Source organism: Candidatus Thiodictyon syntrophicum (assembly GCF_002813775.1).
Lineage (GTDB): Bacteria > Pseudomonadota > Gammaproteobacteria > Chromatiales > Chromatiaceae > Thiodictyon > Thiodictyon syntrophicum.
Genome location: NZ_CP020370.1, coordinates 2281934 through 2303901 on the forward strand (window position 1 = coordinate 2281934; position 21968 = coordinate 2303901).

Sequence of the window (21968 nt, forward strand, 5' to 3'; positions counted from 1 at the left end):
ATGTCATTGCGTCCCTACGCAAGGTGCGCGCGGCGCACCCGACGCCCATCGCCGGTCGCGGCCGCAACGACGATCAAGGCCGGTGGGGCAGCGCCTCAGCGAGTCGCACAGCGGGGCCTCGTACACAAGAGAGACAGCTTGCGCGTATCCAACACCGTGATGGTCCGGTCCCCGTTGATATCGCGCAGGTCGTTCACCCCATTGGCCGGCCTGTTCAGCATGGCCATCACCAGGCCGAGGTCCTCGGCGTCCACGTCGCCGTCCAGGTCCACATCGCCCAGGAGCGGCACCCTGATGGTGACGCTGCTGGCCGGACTGTCGGCAGCGCCGTCATTGACGATCAACTGGAACACGTAGGTCCCGGCCGTGACTGCCTGGAAGGTCGGCCGCACCGTCGTGGCGCCGGTGAGTGTCGCGGGCGGGCCGCTGGTCTTGGTCCAGGCATAGGTCAACGCGGACGGGCCCTGATCCGGGTCCTGACTGGCGCTGCCATCCAGCGTCACGGTGCTGCCCTGGCGCACGGTCTGATTGGCCCCGGCATTGGCGATGGGCGGGGTGTTGGCGGTCTGCGGCTGCGCCAGCACGTTGAAGCCGATGCGCTCGGCCGCCGGCGTCAGGCCCGTGGTGCCGGCAAATTCCGCGACCAGGCTCAACTGGCCCTGGACGCGCGGGGTCAGGGTGCAGGTCGCCGTGCCGTCCGCGCCGGTGATGCCGGTGCAGGTATCGCCGTCGAGGGTGAAGGCGATGGTCTGGCCGACGACCGGCACGGCCGGTTGAGCGGAGACATCCGTGAGCGAGCCGATCAGTACCACCGGCTGGTCGATCACCGCGCCGCCCGGGCTGAGATTCAAGGTCAGGAAGGAGGTATGGCGCCCTGCCGCCCAGGTGAGTCGCGCGGTGTTCGAGGTCAAAGGGACCGCATCCGGGGTTACCGTCGCGACCACCTGGTCCGCGCCGGTGAAGGTCCCAGCGTACGCGAAGGCCGCCTCGCCGGCGCTGTCGGCACGGACCATCTGGTTCTGCGGATTGGCCCCGTTGACCTGGAAGAAGACCGGTAGGCCGCCCGGGTCCGTCACATTTCGCAGCCGTGCCGTCAGCGTCACCGGGTTGCCCTGCAGTGGGTCAGGGCTGGTCGTTGCCGGGGCGAGGTCCAGCCCCGGCGACGGATTGGTCGACGTGAACTCGCAAGCCCCGCTGGTGGGTGCCAGTCGGTAAATGCTGTTGGTCAGCGATGCATAGAGACAGCCGTCCGGGCCGATCACGCCACTGCCCATCAGACCCTGGGTGAGTGCCGTGCGGGTCGGCGGGTCGGTCGTGATGTCTGCTACCTCAAGCCCGTTTGCGCCCAGTATGATCAATGATTTGGCTGATCCATCCGGGTTTGTCGCACCGACGCGAACAAAGAACGTGGTGGTCAGATTCGGCACCGGGGTCGGGTTCGGGGTCGGCTGGTCGGTGCCGTTGACGCGGATGATCGGTGCGTTGACCACTGTGAAGGCGTCGGTGACCACGTAGATGGTCCCATCCGGGGCAAAGGAGATCGCGCCATTGGGGGTGCGCGGCATGGTCGCGTAGACTTCGACGGTCGGGTTCACGCTGCCTGGATTGCGGACACGGAACAGCGACGGATTGTCGGAACCGGCGCCGCTGCAGTTGTCGTCAAAGAACAAGTCCCCGCTCAGCGGGTCGACGGAAAGCCCGAACGGGCAGGTCAGATCGGCCGCGACGACGCGCAGTTGGGCACCCGTCTGGGGGTCGATCTCGATGATGTTGCCGGTGCGGAAGTCGCCGGTGGTGGCCGCGTGGGTGGCATAGAGTCGACCGTCGAGCCCAGCGGTGGGCTGGCTGATGGTCAGGCCGAGGTTGGAGATCACATCGGCGCTGGACACCGCACCGCCGGCGGCGCCGAAGCGGAACATGTCACCAAAGGCGAAGTTGGCGACATAGACCGACCCGTCCGTGGTGAAGGTCGGGTTCGTGGCCCCTTGGCAGCCCGAATTGATGTTGCCGTAGAACAGGTTGCGGGTCGCAAAGCCAGTGGCGAAGGGGGTCAGGACGTAGCCAGGGGCGCCGACCGGCAGACTGCCGGTGACGCAGGACAGGCTGGCCAAGCCCGCGAAGGTGACCGTTGCGGTACCGGGGACGGTCAGGTCGCCGTCGGTGACGTTGGTCGCCGTGTAGGTGACGGTCTCAGGGAATTCGTTGGTGGCGGTGAACGCGATGGTACCGGCGGCGCCGGTGACACTCGGGTTCGGGCCGCTGATGACCGAGCGCCCGCCGCCCTGGGAGACGGTGACCAGTTTGCCCGGTGTGGGCCGGCCGAGGGCGTCCTTTAGGGTCACGGTGATGGTGGTCGCCGCGGAACCGTTGTTGAGGACATTGGTCGGGGCCGCGCTGATGCCGGCGGAACTGGCGGGCGGGACGACAAAGTCGATGGCGAAAGGCGTCAGGACGGCCCCATCGGTGACGTCGGTCGCCGTAAAGCTGACCGCCTGGGGCGTATTGGTCGTCACGGTGAAGATCGCCGCGCCGTTATCGACGCTCGACACCGCCGTCGCCGGGGTGATCGTCACCTGCCCGGCCGGGTTGGCGTCGAGCCGGACCGTCTTGCCGCTGACCGCGTGACCGTCGGCGTCACGGAGCCGTGCGACCATGTGAACCGGCGTGACGTCGTCGGCCGGGACACCGCCGAGTTGCGCGAACGTCGAGCTATCCTTCGGTTCGACCCAGCCGGACAGACCGGATTGCGCGGCATCGACGGAACCAGCCGTCAGACCGTTCAGCCGCAATTGCAGAGCGCCGAGGTTAGGCGAACCGAGCCCCACATGCGCGAAATCACTGTTGAGGCGCGTCGGCCCGTGGAAGGCATCGGTGGCGGCCAGCGGATACAACAACGGATTCAGCAGACCGAGATTGGTGCCCCGGGCCTGGTTCAGCAGGGCCGTGAGCCCGGCCCAGGTCGGTGCCGCCGAGCTGGTGCCGCCATAGAGGCGCCCGTCCGGGCAGCCGCCGGCAGTGCCGCGGCAGAGGATGATGCCCTCGGCCGGGTCGGCATTGGCGACCACGTCGGGCACCGAGCGCATCGCCGAGGCCGTAAAGCCGCTCTGATACGCCGGCCGCGCAAAGAAGCGGCTCACACCAAAACCGCCCTGACCGCTCGGCGGGGTCGCGCCGCTGCCGTTCCACCAGGTCTCGGTGCCGTAGGTCCAGCCGGGACCTTGGGTCAGCGAAGATCCGCCCACCGCGGTCGCATTCGGTGAACCGGCCGGTACCGCGACCGTGTTCGGGCTGCCGTTCAGACAGGTGCTGCCGCTATCACCGCTGGCATTGAACACCGAGATACCGGAGGCCGCCGCGGCCTGGAAGAGCGCGTCGATGCTCTGCACGTCCGCAAGCGTGGTCTGATTCTCGCAGTAGGCCCAACTGTTGCTGATGATGTCGACCTGGTCATCGATCATCTGATTCAACAGGGTTTGGAAGCTGGTTCCGGCACCGGTGAAGGGCGCGTGATAGACCACGATGTCGGCGCCCGGCGCCAGGTTCATCACGTTGACGATGTCCATCAGGACTTCGGCTTCGTCGTCCCCCCGGGGCGCACCGCCGTTGACCGCCACCGAACTCAGTTTGCTGATCAGGGACGGCGACATCCCCATGAGGTCCAGATAGTTGACGATATCGGCCGGATCGAAGTTGTCGAACTGGAGCAGGCCGATGGTCTGGCCGCTGCCGTCAACGTCGGCCCATGGGGTCGCCGCGGCAGCCCCGGTCTGGCTGGCCTTAGTCAGCGTCAGTGAGGCGCGCATAGACTGCGCCGGGATTCCGTCTGGCAACTTGCAATCGGTCGCTACATCCTTTTTATTAGTGTAATTGTAGGCACCTCCGTCCGCGAGTTTACTTTCGCATTTTTTGTCTGTGTTAAAATTTATAGGGTCTTTGGCGTCGGAGGCGCAGGTCATGCAAGTCAAACCAGCTGCGGCCCACCTCGTTAGCCTTTTTATCAGCTGAGGGGCCGGTCGCCCCAGATTGGACAGCCCCGCGACTGCCTGCACCCGCGGCGCCAAGGCCGTCGGCAATCGCGGCTCGTCGCGATTGGCGAAGAAGGTCCGCTCCCCGAGGCGGAAGGTGCCGATGGACACCCCGAAGGCGCGCTCGACGGCGGCGCGCGGACCGGCGACCGTCAGCGTCAGCCGGTTTGCGGACCCTTGCACCAGGCCCAAGCCGTTGGCCTGCAACCAGCCCAGCACGGCCTCGTAGTTGTCCCGTGCGGGACCGAAGCGCTCCGTCAATTCGGTCTGAGTCAGGAAACGCCGATACTGCGGGGACAAAGGGTTGTAGACAGCGGCGAGATAGTCGGCGAAGCCCGCCGGGTCGTCACGTTTGAGCACCAGCGTCAGGGTCAGCGGTCCTTCGTGCGCAGACGCAAGGGGCTCCGCGCCCGCCAGGGCCTCCAGCACATGACCCGGTAACGGGGCCGTTGCGGCAGGTCCCGCCGACCCCGGAGCCGCGAACGCGCCGAGCGTCAGCGAGAAACAGCACAACAGCAACCAGTAACGCAGCATGACAGCACCCCGAGTCTTTCGACGTCGTTGCCAGAAAATTTGCAATGGAATCTTGCACGAAAGGGCATTACTTCAGAAATCTAGTCGGACATTGTGGGGCCGTCAACCAACCAAGAACTGCGCTTTTCAAAGCCTGCTTGAGCCCTCAGCCGATGCCCTGGCGGGGCTTGCCGGCGGCAGGTGACAGGGCTGAGCCCCGCGGGGCGACTGAGCCTTGGTTGCCAATCTGACCCGTCAAATGATAGATTCCAAACGCCGGGGTGCCGTCCATCGCGTGTGAGCCGACGCTGGCGAGTTTTCGTTCTTGCCGGATTGAATGGCCTGGCCCTTCTTGCTTCGGTGCCGGCCGCCGCCGACATTTACCCGGGTCTCCGCGCTCCGGCCCATCATTGCCAATGTCGAATGACTACAACATCGCGCACCCAGGGACCTGCCGCACTCAATGACCCGCGACCAACTGAAAAAACTCGAAGACGACCTCTGGTCCGCCGCCGATAACCTGCGGGCGAACTCGGATCTGAAGGCGTCCGAATACGGCACCCCCGTCCTCGGCCTGATCTTCCTCAAGTTCGCCGACATCAACTACCGCCGCCATGAGGCCGCCATCCAGGCCGAACACGCGGCACTCCAGGGCACCCGCCGCGAAAGGCCGCTGGACGAGATCGCCGTAGCCAGGTGCGGGTTTTATCTCCCCAAGCACGCCCGCTACAGCTATCTGCGCGACCTGCCGGAGTATGAGGACATCGCCAAGGCCATCGAAAACGCCATGGCCTCCATCGAGCACTACAAACCCGAACTGCGCGGCAGCCTGCCCAAGGACGAATACTATCGCCTCACCCGCACGCCCGAGACCCGCGACCTGCCGTTCGAGCTCCTGCGCCAGTTCGACAACATCCCGGACGACGCCACCGGCGACGTCTTCGGTCAGATCTACGAATACTTCCTCGGCAAATTCGCCATGGCCGAAGGGCAGGGCGGGGGCGAGTTCTTCAACCCGCGCTCGGTGGTGCGGCTCATGGTGGAGATCATCGAGCCCCACGGCGGCACCGTCTTCGATCCCGCCTGCGGGTCCGGCGGCATGTTCGTCCAGTCCGCCGACTTCATCGCCCGGCACCGCCAGGAATTGGAGGCCCAGGGCCAGGACACCAGCGTCTATGTCTACGGCCAGGAGAAGCAGGGCGAGACCGTCAAACTCGCCCGCATGAACCTGGCGGTGAACGGGCTGCGCGGTGAGATCAAGGCCGCCAACACCTACTATGCGGACGAGTTCAAGTCCTTCGGCACCTTCGACTATGTGCTGGCCAATCCGCCCTTCAATGTCGATGACGTGGCCCTCTCCAGCGTCGAGAAGGACCGGCGCTTCAATACCTACGGCATCCCGCGCAACAAGACCAAGGCCAAGAAGTCCGAGCAGGGCAAAGAGACGGTCCCCAACGCCAACTATCTCTGGATCAATCTCTTCGCCACCTCGCTCAAGGCGACCGGCCGCGCCGCCCTGGTCATGGCCAACTCCGCCTCCGACGCCCGCCACGGCGAGGCCGAGTGCCGCCGGACCCTGATCGAGAAGAATCTTATCTACGGCATGTTGACCCTGCCGTCGAACATGTTCTATACGGTGACGCTGCCGGCCACCCTCTGGTTCTTCGACAAGGCCAAGCGCGACGCACGCATCCTCTTCATCGACGCCCGCAACATCTTCACCCAGATCGACCGCGCCCACCGGGAACTCACCGAGGAACAGGTCCAGAACATCGCCATCATCAGCCGCCTGCACAAGGGGCGACGCGGCGAGTTCCTCGCACTCATCGACCGCTATTTCGCCTCGGGAATGCAACGACTGGCGGACAACAGGCAACAGGTCGAGCCCGTCTCGGCACAACTCCTCGCCGTCCTGGAAGACGAGGCCGGCAAGGCCGCGGTCGCGAGTCTGGTGAAGGCCTGGGACGGGCTCGAGGCCCTGCAACTGGCCTATGCCGCCTATCAGCGGCACAACGGCGACCAGGCCACGGTCGAAGACAAGAACAGCGCACAGCGGGCCCTTCGCGCCACCTTCGACCCCTTCTTCACCGCCCTGCACGACTGTCTCAAACAGCTCGACCGCGCCGTCCGCCACCAGGAGAAGCAGGTTGCCGAGCAGGCCAAGGCCGACGGCAGGCGCGGCGGCCCGGACCGGCAGACCAAGGCGCTCAAGACCGCACTCGAGGCCATCCATGCCGAGGTCAGGAGCGCCGAAAGTTGGTTCTCCCATATCCATTGGCTGCAGGAGCGGTTTCCCGAGGCGCGGTACGAGGATGTCACGGGGCTTTGCAAACTGGCGGACCTGGACGAGGTCAAGGAGCAGGACTACTCGCTCAATCCGGGGCGGTATGTGGGGCTTGTGATCGAGGGGGATGGAAAGACAGATGAGGAATTTATTACTGAATTTCTAGATCTCCATCATATTCTCATCACTGAAATGCGGGATGCAGAAGTCTTGGATAAGCTGATCCAAGAAAATGCGATTGCGCTATTCGGGGAATGATATGAAATGGAAGGAGACGGTGTTTGATGACCTTGCCAGGCTAAATCGTGGATTTGATCTTCCGAGCCATCAGATCGAAGATGGGCCTTATCCGGTTGTAGCAAGCACATCTATCGCCGCATTCCACAAGGCATTTAAAGTTGAAGGGCCAGGAGTAGTTACAGGACGATCGGGTTCATTAGGGAAGGTGCAGTATTTGCCCGGTCGTTTCTGGCCGCTGAATACATCTCTATATGTCAAGGATTTCAAGGGTAACAATGAAAAATTCGTAGCATATTTTCTCGAAACCATGCGCCTGGAGAACTTTAATTCGGGAGCTGGTGTGCCTACACTAAACCAAAATCATCTACACAAATTATCTGTAAGTATTCCACCGCTTTTTTTCCAGCGCAAGATCGCCGGAATCTTAACGGTGTACGACGACCTGATTGACACAAACAAACGCCGTATCGTCCTACTCGAAAAAATGGGCGACGAGATTTACCACGAATGGTTTGTCCGTATGCGCTTTCCTGATCATCAAAATGGCAGGATTATCAGAGGTATGCCGGAGGGATGGGAGCGTAAGAGATTCGGTGACTTCTGTATGCTGAAGCGTGGTTACGATCTACCGAACGATCTCGTGGAAGAAGGCCCCTATCCAGTCGTCGCATCGACATCAGTCAAGACATTCCACAAACATTACAAAGTCGAACCCCCCGTAATCACTACAGGGCGATCAGGTAGCCTTGGTGACGTATTGATGACTCACACGAGGGCATGGCCCTTGAATACCGTGCTCTACGTCCGAAAGTTTTTCGGCAACTCGCCCTTTCTGGTCTACTATACGCTCAAAAATATGGGCCTTGAGAAGTTCAATTCCGGGGCTGGAATCCCGACCCTCAATCGGAATCATGTGAACGGCATACCGATGGTGGTTCCTGATAAGAATCTTCAACAGCAATTTGATAGGATCGTCGACCCGATTCACAAGCAGGCCGAGAATTTTCGGCAGGAAAACATAAACCTCACCAAGACACGCGACCTCCTCCTCCCCCGCCTGATCTCCGGCAAGCTCTCGGTTGCAGACCTCGACATCCAGTTCCCGCCCAGCATGTGCGAAGGCGCCAAGGGGCAGGATCGGGGCGATGCCTCAGGGTGAGCGGGGGCGGGCCTGGGGGCCTTGATCGTCGTTCCGGCCGCAGGGGGACAGGAGGTCGAGGCTTTAGCCGGTCGACGGCGCGTCAGCGCGCCCCGGGTCCGGCTAAAGCCTCGACCTCCGGTGTGAGACCTCGGGGCAGCGGCCGAAACGATGATCAAGCCCGGCCTGGGCCATCCCCTGACCCATATCTTAAAAAAGAAGAATTTCTCTCACGGAGACACGGAGACACAAAGAAAAGATCCCTGATAAGAAACTCGGCGCCCATGACGAGGTGCAAGGTCTTGATCGTGCCAATGCCTGGTACCACTTAACGCGATTGCCCGGACCATTGGCGTAGGGTGCGCCGTGGGCACCTTGAGATGCTGCGGTTGATCGCCGTGGCCAGGGTTTCGGTTGGCGCCAGGGTGCGCACGGCGCACCCTACGGCCGCGGTGGCGTCAATGGTCCGAGCACTTGCATCGTGCAGTACCAGCGCCTGCCTGGGCGGTTCCGGGCCTTAGTCGCAGAGATCTAAGGCCCTGATGTTAGCTTCTTCTCTGTGCCTCCGTGTCTCCGTGAGAGGATCAAGAAAAAATGGCTCCGGATTTCGTGGTTTGCGTTCAAAAAGAAGACCTGGGCGATGTCTGCGGTGATGACATTCAGGTCGGCCGTCTCTATGAAGTGGTCGAGAGGAACGCCGGACATGGAATGATTCGTATCATCGATGACTCGGGTGATCATTACCTGTATCCCGCAACTTGCTTCAAGCCGGTCTTCATCCAGGACTCCGTCGCCCTGCGGCTGAGTCAGGCGTTACCTCACAACTGAACCAGGTTCCATTGAAGTCTATCCACTATAGACAGAGCACCCGATGGAATTTACATGGCGTGACACGAATGAAATCGAAGACTTCTTCTCCTACCTCTGAGCCCCGTCTCCGGGTCGGGCTCAAGGATGTCAGCCGCGAGGAATTCGCAACGGCCGTCGGTGAGCGACTGGGCACCGAACAGGTTTCCATCAGATTGGACGCCTCGGTCATCGCGTTTTTCAAAGCCAAGGCCGGCACGCAGAGCTATGAGATACTGATCAATCAAGCGCTGCATCGTGCGATGGATGACGAGCACATGGAGGACAGGCTGCGCCGGGTAGTCGGCGAGGAGTTGGCGTCACATCGGGACGATCGTCGGGACTGAGTGCGTAGGGTGGATAAGGCGATTTCCGAAAAACTTCGTACCGCGAATGGGGCCTTGATCGTCGTTCCCGCCAGCATCGGCAGGAATGAGGTCTTACGGGGGGCGGTCCCGCACCGTACGGCGCGTGCAAAGCCAAGATATTTAGACAGGATTAACAAGATTTACAAGATGTTATTCGTTTTCAATCTTGTAAATCCTGTTAATCCTGTCAAAAAATTTCGCAACATTCGCATCGTGAACCGCAGGGTGTCGCGGCCGTTGGTCCGCACAGCGGACCCTACGGGACACCTATTTCTCTTGAAATATGAGCCGCGTCAGCGACAATGCCCCTGATCGCTGAAAGGCTCGCCGTCACCGAAACCCCACCCATCACCCAGGACGCGGTTTATGCCGAACTTCATTTCCGAGGACGAGATCGAAGCGGCCATGCTGCAACACCTGCAGTTGCTCTACGGCTACGATGCCCTGATCTGCTTCACCGCCGATCCGGCCGATCTCAACGACGGCTCGGGACGGACCGACAAGCGCGAGGTCATCCTGTATGACCGGCTGCGGGCGGCGGTGATCGACCTGAACCGGGACATTCCCGAGTCCGCCATCGACGACGCCATCAGGCAACTGTGCGACAAGCGTGAGGCGCAATCCGCCATCGCCGCCAACCGGGCGTTCGATGACCTGATCCGCAACGGGGTGCAGGTCGAGTTCAAGGACGCGCAGGGCCGCACCCGGACGGAGCGGGTCAGGATCATCGACTTCGCCAACCCCGCGGCCAACCAGTTTCTGGCCGTCAGCCAGCTCTGGATTCTGGGCGAGCGGGGCTTTCGCCGTCCGGACCTCCTGCTGTATGTCAACGGACTGCCCCTGGTCTTCATCGAGTTGAAGAACTCCAACGTCAAACTCAGGTGCGCCTACGACGACAACCTGACCAACTACAGGGCGGAGATCCCACAACTCTTTCTCACCAATGCATTTTGCGTCTTTTCCAACGCCATCGAGACCCGCGTCGGCAGCCTGACCGCCGAGTGGGAGCACTTCTTCCATTGGCTGCGCCCCGAGGATGAAAAGGAGAAGGACAGACGCGAGCAGATCGCCGCGGCGGGCACCAGCGCCGAGCGGTTCCTCGCCGGTCTCTGCCCCAAGGACAGGCTGCTCGACTATATCGAGAACTTCATCCTGTACCACAAGGATACCCAGAAGATCATCGCCCAGAACCACCAGTTCATCGGCGTGAACCGGGCCTATGAGACCTTTCTTCACCGCGAGGGGCGCGGCGGCCGGCTCGGTGTCTTCTGGCACACCCAGGGCTCGGGCAAGAGCTTCTCCATGATCTTCTATGTCCGGAAAATCCTCCGCAAGTGCCGGGGCAATTTCAGCTTTCTGGTCGTCACCGACCGCGATGACCTCGACGGCCAGATCTACCGCAACTTCCTCAATACGGGCACCGTCCGCCAGGCCGATACCGCTCAGCCCAAGGACAGCGAGCAACTGCGCGCCTTCCTGGGCCAGAACAAGCGACTGGTCTTCACCCTGATCCAGAAGTTCCGTTGGTCCAAGGGCACACAGTATCCCCTGCTTTCGGACCGTGACGATATCATCGTGATCATCGACGAGGCCCACCGCACCCAATACAAATCACTGGCGGAGAACATGCGGACGGGGCTGCCCAATGCCCAGTATATCGCCTTCACCGGCACCCCGCTGCTCGGGCGCGCCCGCAAGACCAATGAGTGGTTCGGCGACTATGTCTCGGAGTACAACTTCAGCCAGTCGATGAACGACGGCGCGACCGTGCCGCTGTTCTACAGTAAGCGTGTGCCGCAGGTGCAGAACCAGAACGACGACCTGAGCGCCGAGTTCTACGAGATCCTCGAGGACGAAAACCTCGATCCGGTCGCGCAGGCGAAGCTTGAACAGCGCTTTGCCAGCGAACTGGAGGTCATCAAACGCGATGACCGGCTAGAGACTATTGCCAAGGATATCGTCTACCATTTCCCCCGACGGGGCTATCTCGGCAAGGGCATGGTCATCGCCGTGGACAAGTTCACCGCGGTGACGATGTACGACAAGGTCCAGCGGTTATGGAAGGAGGAGATCAAGGCGCTGCGCGGCCGGCTTAAGCAGACACCGGACGAACTGCTGGCGGCACGCCTGAAGCGAATGGTTGACTATATGCGCAGGGTCGAGATGGCCGTGGTGGTCAGCGCGGAGAACGGCGAGGAGGAGAAGTTCGACCAACAGGGGCTGGATATCCACCCGCACCGCAAGCGGATGGATCAGGTCGACCCGAACGGCCACGACCTCGAATACAACTTCAAGGACCAGCAGGACCCGCTCCAACTCGTCTTCGTCTGTGCCATGTGGCTCACCGGCTTCGATGCGCCCACGGTCTCGACCCTCTATCTCGACAAGCCGCAACAGGGCCACACCCTGATGCAGACCATCGCCCGCGCCAATCGGGTGTGCGCGTACAGGATCGGCGGGGTCGAGAAGAAGAACGGCGAGATCGTTGATTATTACGGGGTCTTCGGGCGCCTGAAGAAGGCGCTGAAGGACTACGGTGAGGGCGATGAAGGGGAGGGCGCGGCGTCCGTCAAGGACAAAACGGAGATCTTCCGCCTGCTCGATGAGGCCATCGACCAAGGCCGCGCCTTCTGCGCGTCCATCAATATCCCGATCGACAGGGCGCTCGAGGGCCGCGACGTCTTCCAGAAGGTCGGGCTTTTTGCGGACTGGGCCAATGCGCTGCTGTATAAGGACGAGTATCGCAAGTCCTTCAGCGTCTACGAAAACACCATCACCGGTCTCTACGAGGCCGCGAAGCCGGAGGTCCTGGGCCAGCCCGTGGTCCGGACCGTTGCAGTCTTTCAATACCTGCGGGGTGTGGTCGATGGGATCGTCCAGCAGCAGGATGTGGACTCTGCCGTGCGCAGGATCGGCGAACTGCTGGATGAGAGTGTCGTCGTCGATGACGCGGGCTATACGCAGGCCAAGGAGTCCGGTCCGGCCTTCATGATTCGGCAACAGGGCAGGTCCTGGGACCTGAGTACGATCGACTTCGACAAGCTCAGGGAGGAGTTCGGGAAGACCGCCTACAAGAATATCAAGATCGCCGACCTGCGGGCCTTCCTCGAACAGAAACTCGCCGACATGATGAAGCAGAACCTCACCCGGCGGGACTTTGCGCAACGCCTGCAGGCGATCATCGACACCTACAACGCCGGGAGCACCTCGGCCGATGCGGACTATGCCGCGTTGTTGCGATTCACCCAGGCACTCCGGGAGGAGGAGGAACGGCACGTCCGGATGGGGCTCACCGAAGACGAACTGGAGCTCTACGACCTGCTGTGCAAGGACAAGATGACCAAGGAAGAAGAGCAGCGGGTGCGCCTCGCGGCCAAGGCGCTGCTGCGGCGCCTGACCGGGGACGCCCCCAAGGTCCTGGTGCAGGACTGGTTCAAGGACAGCCAAACCCGGCTGGCCGTCCGCGACGAGGTCGGCAAGGTGCTCGATCTGCACCTTCCAGACCAGGGTTACGACAAGGACCTCTTTACGCAGAAGCGCGACCGGGTCTTTGAGCTCACGCTCGATCTTGCCATCAACCACCGCAAGTGGGCGGCCTGACCCGGGCCCTTCGGCCGCGGCGGTGGGCTTGATCATCGTTTCGGCCGCTGCCCCGCGGTCTCACACCGGAGGTCGAGGCTTTAGCCGGACCCGGGGCGCGCTGACGCGCCCTCGACCGGCTAAAGCCTCGACCTCTTGTCCCCTGCGGCTGGAACGACGATCAAGGCCGCGGCTTGCGTGCTCCCGCTCCCGCGGGTGCGCGGGTGCGGTCAGAACTGGTGTTTTGACGCCGATCCCCTAGGGTACGCATCGCGTACCCACCGAGCCGCGGCAACCTCTGGGGCCGGGTACGCGATGCGTAGGCTACAGGGACCGGACCTTCTCGTGGACCGGGCGTCGTTGTCGTTGTCGTAATCGAAGAGTCCGATCACGACAACGACAACGACAACGACAACGACCAGGACAGTGGACCCGGAATCTCGGTCGGCACATCAGTTCCGATCGCACCCGTGCCCCGCCGCTCGCCCCGCGCTCCAATGGGGTATCCTGCACGGCTTCCGATCCGTTCCGGCATCATCGACCGCCATGACCGTGACAGTCCCCGCCACGCCCGCGCCGCCTCCCGCCGGACGCCCCTGCACCGGCCGCGGGGCATGGGTCACGGCGCTCGCGGCCAAGGTCTCGCTGCGGACCCTCCTGGTCGCCACCTTCACCTTACTCGCGATCGGCGCCGCGGGCACGGTGGGCATGCTGTCTTATCAGGCCGGCCGGCAGGCCGTGACCACCCTGGCCAACCAGTTGATGGCCGAGATCGGCGCCCGTGTCGACCAACGCCTGGCCTGGTATCTGTCAGGGCTGCGCAACATCGTCGAGACCAACGCGGTGCTGATCCGACAGGGCCGGCTCGCGGCGGACGATACCGCGGGGCTCCAGGGGCATTTCGCCGCCCAACTGGGCCTGTTCCCCGGGGTGGACAGCATCGGTCTGGTCTCCGCCCGGCGGGACATGCTGATGCTGGCACGCGGCGGGCCGGACGCCCTGATCATTCGCCGCTGTGACGCCGCCACCGGTTACCGCCTGCATCATTTTCGGGCCGACGCGGACGGTCGGCCGGGTGAACTGATCGAGTCGCGCGACAACTACGACCCCCATAACGACCCGCCCGGCAAGCCCTGGTATCCGGCCGTGCGCGAGAGCGGACAGGGCAGTTGGCGCCTGTCGGTGAGCCTGGCCAAGGGGCAGGATCACCCGGCACTGATCACCTTTTATGCCCTGCCCTTCGATGACGGCCGGGGCGTGGCGCAGGGCGTGCTGGTCGCCGGCATGACCCTGTCCGGTATCGGCGAGTTCCTGCAGGGTCTGCAGGTCAGTGCCCACGGGCGCGCCTTGCTCCTCGACCGTGACGGGCTGTTGGTCGCCACCTCCACCGGTGAGACGCCCTTCGACAGCCGGGCACGCACCGAACACGGGCAAAACGTCGCGGTGGAGACCCGGCGCCTGGCGGCGAGCGCCAGCACCGATGCGGTGACCCGCGAGGCGGCCCGGCACCTCTCGGCGCTGCAACCGGCGCTGGGGCAGTTGCGGGTCCCGCTGAGGTTCGATTTCGCTTTCAATGGGCAGCGTTACCTCGCCCAGGTCGCCGCGGCCGTCCCGGAGTTGAGCCACCCGGACTGGCTGACCCTGGTCATCGCGCCCCGGCGGGACTTCACTGACCTGATCGCCGCCCACCTGCACCGCCCCGTCCTGCTCGCCGGCCTGACACTCGTGATCGCCGTGCTGCTCGGTCTGGTGGCCGCCGACGCGATCAGCCGCCCCTTGAGACAGTTGACCGCGGCGACCCGGCGCCTGGCCGAGGGTGATTTCGCGCAGTCGCTCCCGCCCGCGCCGATCCGGGATCTGCGTGAGTTGGGTGAATCTTATGGCAAGATGACCCTGCGGTTGCGCGATGCCTTCGGCGAACTGCACCAACTCAACCAGACCCTGCGGGTCGCCGAAGGGGAACTGGCCGGACAAAACCAGCAACTGGAGCGGCGGGTCGCGGCGCGTACGGCGGAACTCGCGGCGGCGCAGACGCGGGTGCAGGACAATGAGCGCCGCACGCGCCGGATGCTGGACTACATCCCCACCGCGATTGCGGCGTCCACCTTGGAGCCCGATTCCAGGGTGACCTACCTGAACGAACAATTCGTGCAGACCTTCGGGTACACGCTGGCGGACATTCCCCGCGTGCAGGACTGGGCCCGGCGCGCCTATCCCGATGAGGACTACCGCCGGGGCGCCATGGACTGGTGGGACGCCGCGGTGGCGACGGCGATCTCGCAGCGGGGTGAGGTCGATTCGCGGGAGTACCGGATCATCTGCAAGGACGGCACCGCGCGGGATGCCGTCATCCGTGCGACTACCCTGGATGACCTGCTGCTGGTTTCGTTCTTCGACATCACCGTGCGCAAGCAGGCGGAGACCGAACTGCGGCAAAGCGAGGCACGGCTGCGCAGCTATTTCGAGCAACCGCTGGTCGGTATTGCCGTCACCTCGCTGGACAAGGGCTGGCTGGAGATCAATGACCGGCTGTGCACCATCCTGGGCTATACGCGCGACGAGCTGCGGCGCAAGACCTGGACGGAACTCACCCATCCCGATGATCTGGCGGCCGATGTCGCCGAGTTCGAGCGCGTCTTGCGCGGCGAGCGCGACAGCTATTCACTGGAAAAGCGCTTTGTGCGGGCCGATGGCCGGGTGGTGCCCACGGACATCAGCGTCGCCTGTATCCGCGGGCCGGACACCAGACCCGAGTATTTCGTGGCGCTGATACAGGACGTGACCGAGCGCCGCCGGGCTGCGGAGGCGCTGCGCGAAAGCGAGGAGAAATTCCGCCTGGCCTTCGACAATGCCAATACCGGTATGTGTCTGGTGGACCTCGGGGGCCGGCTCTTTCAGGTCAATGACAAGATGACCGCCATCTTCGGTTACGCCAAGGCCGAACTGGAGGGGATGACCGTCAATGACCTGGCGTATCCCGACGACCTGGGTCTGAGTCCGCAGTTTATCGATCATGCGGTGCACGGCACCGGCGACAGCGCGTCCTTTGAAAAGCGCTATCGCCACCGTCAGGGCCGGCTCATTATTGGCGAGGTTGCCTCGTCACTGGTACGCGATGCCCAAGGGCAACCCCGGTATTTCATCTCCCAGGTCCAGGACATCACCGACCGCAAGCACGCCGAGCGGGAGCTGGCGCAGGCGCGGGACGCCGCCGAGACCGCCAACCGGGCCAAGGGCGAGTTCCTGGCCCACATGAGCCACGAGATCCGCACCCCGATGAATGTCGTGCTGGGCCTGGCGCAGGTGCTGAACCGCGAGCCGCTCACCCCCACTCAGCGCGACATGGTCGGGCGCATCCAGACCGCCGGGCAGTCGCTGCTGGTCATCATCAACGACATCCTCGACCTGTCCAAGATCGAGGCCGAGCAGTTGCGCCTGGAGCCGCGCCCCTTCGTGCTGGGGGCGCTGCTGGAGCGAATCGACACCATGATGGCGCCGGGCGCCCGGGCCAAGGGGCTCGTCTTGCGGGTCGCGGCGGCGCCGGCGGTGCCGGGTGCCCTGCTGGGCGATGCCCTGCGACTGGAGCAGGTGTTGCTCAACCTGATCGGCAACGCCGTCAAGTTCACCGAGCGGGGGCAGGTGACCCTCGCGGTGCGCCTGCTGCGGACCGAGCCGGCGGCCGTGCGCCTGCGCTTCAGGGTACAGGATACCGGCATCGGCATCGCCGCGGAGGCGCTGGAGCGGCTCTTCACCCCCTTCACCCAGGCCGAGGAGGGCATTACGCGCCGCTTCGGCGGCACCGGGCTCGGCCTGGCCATCAGCAAGCGCCTGGTGGCCCTGATGGGCGGCGAGATCGGCGTCGCGAGCCGGGTGGGCGAGGGCAGCACCTTCTTGTTCGAGTTGTCATTGGCGCGGGCGAGCGCCGCTGACGGGGTCCTGGCCCCGGTCGCGCCGCTCGGGGGGGCGGTGTTGCGGCCCACCGCGCCGCGCCTGGCCGGGGCGCATTTTCTGTTGGTCGACGACAGCGCCATGAACCGGGACCTGGTCGAGCGGGCCTTGGCACTGGAAGGCGCCACCGCCACCCTGGCGGCCGACGGCCAGCAGGCCCTGCAGGTCTTGAGCAGCCGGCCCGGGGTCTTCGACGCGGTGCTGATGGACGTGCGAATGCCGGTCATGGACGGCCTCACCGCCACCCGTCTGATCCGCGCTGAGTTGGGCCTCACGGACCTGCCCGTGATCGCCCTCACCGCCGGCGTCTTGGCCGAAGAGCGGGAGGCCGCCCGCGCGGCCGGCGTCAACGCCTTCCTGCCCAAACCACTGGACCTGGAGCAACTGACGGCCGTGCTGTTGAACTGGGTCAAGCCGAGGTCAGCGGCGCCCGACGCCGATACCGCGGCGGCGCCTGGCGCGCCAATCCCCGCCGCCGCGCCGGTCCGCGGCCAGGACGCGGTCGCGGGACTCCCTGACATCGAGGGCATCGACCGGGCGCGGGCCGGGTACCTGATGCCTGACCGCGACCTGTTTCTCCGGGCGCTGGGGTGGTTCGCCGACGAACATGGGCAGACCGCCGACCGCACGGTCCGTGACCTGGCCCAGGGCGAGCGGGCGAGTGCCGCCCGGCGGATGCACAACCTGCGGGCGGGGGCAGGCCAACTCGGGGCCGCGGACCTCGCGGCCCTGGCCGGGGCACTGGAGGCGGCCATCGACGGGGGCGAGACGGGACTGGAGGGGCGGCTCGCCGCCCTTGGCCGCCAGGTCGCGGACCTGCTGGCGGCCAGCGTGCCCTGGCGGGAGGCCGCCACGCCCGGGACACCGGCGTCGGCCGGAGCGCCGCCGCCCCTGGACGCCGAGCGCCTCGCCGCGCTGCGCGAGGACCTGCGTCGCCGCAACCTGAAGGCCCGGCAGGGCTTCGAGGACCTGCGACCGGCGCTCGCGGGCGCGCTGGGCGAGGCCGGTGCCGAGGCGCTCGGCGGTGCCATCCATGGCCTGCGCTACGCGCAGGCGCTCGCCGCCTTGGATGAGGCCGCGGCGGGCCCCAATCGTGACACCGTGCAGGAGACCAACCCGTGACGGCGACCGCCAGAATCCTGATCGTCGATGATGATCCCGCGGCCATCGAGGTGGTGGCCCATGCGCTGGCGGGGCTCGGGGAACTGTGCTTTGCCACCAGCGGGGCAGAGGCCCTGTCCCTCATGGCGAATGACCCGGCCGACCTGGTCCTGCTCGATGCCAACATGCCGGACCTGGACGGTTTCGCGACCTGCCGGATCCTGCGGCAGGACTATCCGGACCTCCCGGTGATCTTCGTCACGGCCTACGGCGAGGAGGGGCACGAGGTCCAGGCACTCGCGGCCGGGGCCGTCGACTTCATTCACAAGCCCATCAAGCCGCCGGTGGTCCGCGCCCGGGTCGGCGTGCACCTGCAACTGCGCGCCCTGAACGCGGCCTTGCGCGTCCTGAGCGACCGCGACCCCCTGACCGGGATCGCCAACCGTCGCGCCCTGGATGACCGGCTGGACCAGGAGTGGCGGCGGGCCGCGCGGCGGGGGCAGCCGCTCGGCCTGCTGATGATCGATATCGACCACTTCAAGCGCTACAACGACCACTACGGCCACCTCCAAGGCGACGCTTGTCTGCGCCGGGTGGCGCAGGCCCTGGCCGACACGGTCACCCGCGCCGGCGAACTCGCGGCCCGCTACGGGGGTGAGGAGTTCGCGGTGCTGTTGCCCGGCAGTTGCCTGGCGGCGGCCGCCGCGCTGGGCGCCCGGGTCTGCGCCGCGGTCCGCGCCCTGGACCTGCCCCACGCGGGGTCCGACGCGGCGCGCCAGGTCACGGTGAGCATCGGGGTCGCCAGCGGCGTGCCGCGGCCGGTGCCGACCCTTCCAGGCCCCCAGGCGACCAAGGCGCCTGCCGCGGACGGCGCCGCGGGCCTGGAGTGCATCGCGGCCTTGCTCACACGGGCCGACCGGGCGCTCTATGCCGCCAAGGCCGCGGGCAGGGATCGGGTCTGCGTGGACGAGCCCGGGGCGCACTGCTGATCCCGCCGGGCGCTGTCAGCGTAGCGCCCTGACAGGCTTGATCCTCGCCGACAATAGTCTAATATTCAGGGGAAAGGACGAAAACAGGAAATATACGACACACGGGAGGTCGGTGCGATGTTTCTCAAGACCCTGGTGTGGGGGGCGGCGGCGGCGTCGTTGGCCAGCGGTGCCTACTTTGTCGCCCAGGAGATGAGGACCTCCGAGTTGCAGGCGCGCTACTTCTCCGCCATCGTTGACCGGATGCGCTTTCAGGTGGAACCGGGATCCAGCCCGACCATCCGTTATCCGACTGGCGGACCCTACGATCAGCGGCTGGGTTATGCGCAACTGCCGGACTTCTTGCCACGGCTTAAGGCGGAGGGGTTCGCGATTGCCGCGCAGGCGCGCCTCTCGCCGACGCTGCTGCGGGCGATGGATTGGGGTTTCAACGCCGCCTATCCTGAGAAGAGCCAAGCCGGGCTGCGGCTCTACGCTCGCTACCCAGACCGAAAAGTTCCGCCATTCCGGCGGCGGTCGCACCGGCTCCGTGCCGGAAAAATTTCGCCAGATGGGTAGCGCCTCATTGCGGGCCTACCTCGGGGGACCGCAGACCCTGGAGGCGCGGCGCGCCATCGCACTCAACTATCTGAATGCCATGCCGCTCGCCGCCGTGCCCCGTTATGGCGAGGTGCATGGTCTCGGTGACGGTCTGTGGGCCTGGTTCGGGGTCGACTTCGACACCGTCAACGCGCTGCTGACCTCCGGCAGTTTCGGTGCCGACCAAGGCGCCGCCGGGGTCACCGAGCCGCAGGCCCGTGCCTATCGTCAGGTCTTGTGCCTGTTGCTCTCCCAGCGCCGTCCCTCCTGGTATCTGCGCGAGGGACATGCCGACCTGCAAACCCTGGCCGACAGCCATTTACGTCTGTTGGCCGCACGCGGGGTCATCAGTGGGGCATTGCGCGATGCCGCGCTGCGGGTCAGGACCGATCCTGCGGCGTACCCGGTGCCGGTCCTGGCGGCGTTCGCCGACGACGGCAAGACGAGAAGCGTCTGGCGCGCCCGGCTCGCCGCCGCCTTGGGGCTGGATCGGCTCTATGATCTGGATCGGCTCGATCTGACCGCGCGCGCGACGCTCGACCTTCCGACCCAGCGGGCCGTGACCGATGCCTTGCACCAACTGCGGCGGCCCGAGCAGGCGCGCGCGGCCGCCGTGATCGGCGGCCGCCTGCTCAATCCCGCAAGCAGTTTGGAGCCCATCGTCTACAGTCTGATGCTGTTTGAGCGCGGGCCGGCAGGCAACCGGCTGCGCGTTCAGGCTGACAATTACGCCGGACCACTGGCTGATGCGCGATCTGGTCTATTATCACCTCTACAATCCGCAGGGCGTAGCGCACTGGATCGACGAAGGCGATGATGAGATGCGGCAGGCGTATCTGGAGCGCTTTGTCGATAAAGAAGGGCAAACCTATCTGCACCGTTTCTATCAAAAATATCGCGGCAAGAGCGAGGCGCAGTCCTTGGCCTTGCTGACCGACGGCGTGTATCCCCTGCCGCATCGCCTGGCCACTGTCTACCGGTCGGTGTACCCGCGGCGGGACCTTGCCGCCTTCGGCGCTTGGCTGCGTGCCAAGCACCCGGCGTTGTCCGCGTCGGACACCGACGAACTCTATCAAAAATATTCGGTCGAGCATTTCGATCTGCAGGACCGCGGCTATCTCGCGCGCATCCATCCGCTGGAACTCTGGTTGGTCGGCTACCTGGCGGAGCATCCCAACGCCACCTTCAGCGAGGCGGTGGCCGCCAGCCGCGAGCAGCGGCAGCAGGTCTATCGCTGGTTGATGAAGGACAGCCGCCGGCGCGCTCAGGACACGCGCATCGCGACCCTGCTCGAAACCGATGCCTTTATGATGATCTATGATGCCTGGAAGCGGGTGGGGTACCCCTTCGAGACCATGACACCATCCTATGCCAGCGCCATCGGTGCCTCGGGGGACCGTCCCGCGGCGCTGGCGGAACTCGTTGGGATTCTGCTGAATGACGGCAAACGCCGGCCGCTGGTGCGCTATGAGAGCCTCGACTTTGCCGTCGGCACGCCATACGAAACGCGGTTGCAGATGCCCCAGAGCGAGGGCGAGCAGGTGCTGTTGCCGCAAGTCGCTGCGGCCGCGCGCGGCGCGCTCGTGGGGGTGGTCGAACAGGGTACCGCCGTGCGGGTCAAGGGGGCCTACAAAGGACCGGACGGCAAGCCGTTGCTGGTCGGCGGCAAGACCGGTACCGGCGATCATCGCCGCGAGGTCTTCGGCCCCGGCGGCCGGCGCATCGCCAGCCAGGTCATCAGTCGCGCGGCGGTGTTCACCTTCTTTATGGACGACCGCTTTTTCGGTGTATTGACCGCCTATGTGACCGGGCCGACCGCGGTCGGCTACCGCTTTACCAGCGCCCTGCCGGTGCAGATACTCAAATCGCTGGAGCCGACACTGCGGCCCTTGATCGCCAGGGCCTATGTGCCGCCGCCGGCCCCCGAACCAGAGAAGCCGGAAGCGGTCACCGAACTCGCTGCCGGTGTCACTCCAGTTGCACCGACAGCGTCCGATGGCACTCGGGGCGCGACACCGGTTTCCCGCCCGGCACCGAAAATCACCAAGGTCGTGACGCCGAAGAAGGCGAAGGCCCTCAAGCCCGCACCAAGAAAAATCCGCAATCTCGAAGATCTGTTTTGAGCGCCGTCAACGCCGGTCCCGCCGCCCACGCAGGCCTCGATCGCCGTTCCGGCCGTAGAAGCGGCTTCCAGCCGCTTTGAAGCGCCAGGATGGCGCTTCTACGAGCACTGGCCGCTTCGCGGCGGCCGGAACTATCACCAAGGTCCCCACGCAGGGTCGCGCCGAGCGACGCCTTGCGGCAAGATAGCGGCTCGCGCGCCGGCCCCCAGGCCGGCCAACCCGATCATCGCGACCG

The 21968-nt window shown here is 64.8% G+C and carries 11 protein-coding genes; 10 read left to right on the forward strand and 1 reads right to left on the reverse strand.

Annotated elements, in window-relative coordinates:
* Positions 1–95: 95 nt before the first annotated feature.
* Entirely contained in the window at positions 96–4559 is a 4464-nt protein-coding gene (locus tag THSYN_RS09795) for a protease pro-enzyme activation domain-containing protein (RefSeq protein ID WP_100918974.1), read from the reverse strand.
* A 442-nt stretch (positions 4560–5001) separates the two neighbouring features.
* Here THSYN_RS09795 and THSYN_RS09800 point away from each other — a divergent pair, with 442 nt between their 5' ends.
* From THSYN_RS09800 to THSYN_RS09840, 10 genes are all read left to right on the forward strand, one after another.
* A complete protein-coding gene (locus THSYN_RS09800) occupies positions 5002–7080 on the forward strand; it encodes a type I restriction-modification system subunit M (RefSeq protein WP_100918975.1) in 2079 nt (692 codons plus the stop codon).
* Between the two features lies 1 nt (position 7081).
* A complete protein-coding gene (locus THSYN_RS09805; RefSeq protein ID WP_100918976.1) occupies positions 7082–8221 on the forward strand; it encodes a restriction endonuclease subunit S in 1140 nt (379 codons plus the stop codon).
* 573 nt (positions 8222–8794) lie between these two features.
* Positions 8795–9028 carry a hypothetical protein gene (locus THSYN_RS09810; protein ID WP_100918977.1) on the forward strand — a complete coding sequence of 78 codons (234 nt, stop codon included), beginning with the start codon at positions 8795–8797 and terminating at the stop codon, positions 9026–9028.
* Positions 9029–9096: 68 nt separating this feature from the next.
* The gene (locus THSYN_RS09815; RefSeq protein WP_100918978.1) at positions 9097–9393 is read left to right on the forward strand and encodes a BrnA antitoxin family protein; all 297 of its coding nucleotides are present in this window, start codon (positions 9097–9099) and stop codon (positions 9391–9393) included.
* Between the two features lie 387 nt (positions 9394–9780).
* On the forward strand, positions 9781–13014 hold the full coding sequence (locus THSYN_RS09820; protein ID WP_100918979.1) for a type I restriction endonuclease subunit R: 3234 nt from the start codon (positions 9781–9783) through the stop codon (positions 13012–13014).
* Positions 13015–13539: 525 nt separating this feature from the next.
* A complete protein-coding gene (locus THSYN_RS09825; RefSeq protein WP_100918980.1) occupies positions 13540–18063 on the forward strand; it encodes a PAS domain S-box protein in 4524 nt (1507 codons plus the stop codon).
* Positions 18060–19031 (forward strand): diguanylate cyclase domain-containing protein, encoded by a 972-nt coding sequence (locus tag THSYN_RS09830; RefSeq protein ID WP_100918981.1) that lies wholly within the window; start codon positions 18060–18062, stop codon positions 19029–19031. Before THSYN_RS09825 ends, THSYN_RS09830 begins: the two co-directional genes overlap by 4 nt.
* A 117-nt stretch (positions 19032–19148) precedes the next feature.
* A complete protein-coding gene (locus THSYN_RS35785; protein ID WP_236849004.1) occupies positions 19149–19589 on the forward strand; it encodes a hypothetical protein in 441 nt (146 codons plus the stop codon).
* Positions 19582–20427, forward strand: coding sequence for a hypothetical protein (locus THSYN_RS09835; RefSeq protein ID WP_335582497.1), 846 nt, complete (start codon positions 19582–19584; stop codon positions 20425–20427). The genes THSYN_RS35785 and THSYN_RS09835 overlap by 8 nt, the downstream gene beginning before the upstream one ends.
* A complete protein-coding gene (locus THSYN_RS09840; RefSeq protein ID WP_100918983.1) occupies positions 20357–21733 on the forward strand; it encodes a hypothetical protein in 1377 nt (458 codons plus the stop codon). The genes THSYN_RS09835 and THSYN_RS09840 overlap by 71 nt, the downstream gene beginning before the upstream one ends.
* The last annotated feature ends 235 nt before the right edge of the window (positions 21734–21968 follow it).

Excerpts from the sequence above, each read along its gene's own strand:
- THSYN_RS09815 (WP_100918978.1), top strand. The coding sequence starts at position 9,097 with ATGAAATCGAAGACTTCTTCTCCTACCTCTGAGCCCCGTCTCCGGGTC.
- THSYN_RS09805 (WP_100918976.1), top strand. The coding sequence starts at position 7,082 with ATGAAATGGAAGGAGACGGTGTTTGATGACCTTGCCAGGCTAAATCGT.
- THSYN_RS09810 (WP_100918977.1), top strand. The coding sequence starts at position 8,795 with ATGGCTCCGGATTTCGTGGTTTGCGTTCAAAAAGAAGACCTGGGCGAT.
- THSYN_RS09800 (WP_100918975.1), top strand. The coding sequence starts at position 5,002 with ATGACCCGCGACCAACTGAAAAAACTCGAAGACGACCTCTGGTCCGCC.
- THSYN_RS09840 (WP_100918983.1), top strand. The coding sequence starts at position 20,357 with ATGCGCGATCTGGTCTATTATCACCTCTACAATCCGCAGGGCGTAGCG.
- THSYN_RS09820 (WP_100918979.1), top strand. The coding sequence starts at position 9,781 with ATGCCGAACTTCATTTCCGAGGACGAGATCGAAGCGGCCATGCTGCAA.
- THSYN_RS09825 (WP_100918980.1), top strand. The coding sequence starts at position 13,540 with ATGACCGTGACAGTCCCCGCCACGCCCGCGCCGCCTCCCGCCGGACGC.
- THSYN_RS09795 (WP_100918974.1), bottom strand. The coding sequence starts at position 4,559 with ATGCTGCGTTACTGGTTGCTGTTGTGCTGTTTCTCGCTGACGCTCGGC.
- THSYN_RS35785 (WP_236849004.1), top strand. The coding sequence starts at position 19,149 with ATGTTTCTCAAGACCCTGGTGTGGGGGGCGGCGGCGGCGTCGTTGGCC.
- THSYN_RS09835 (WP_335582497.1), top strand. The coding sequence starts at position 19,582 with ATGGGTAGCGCCTCATTGCGGGCCTACCTCGGGGGACCGCAGACCCTG.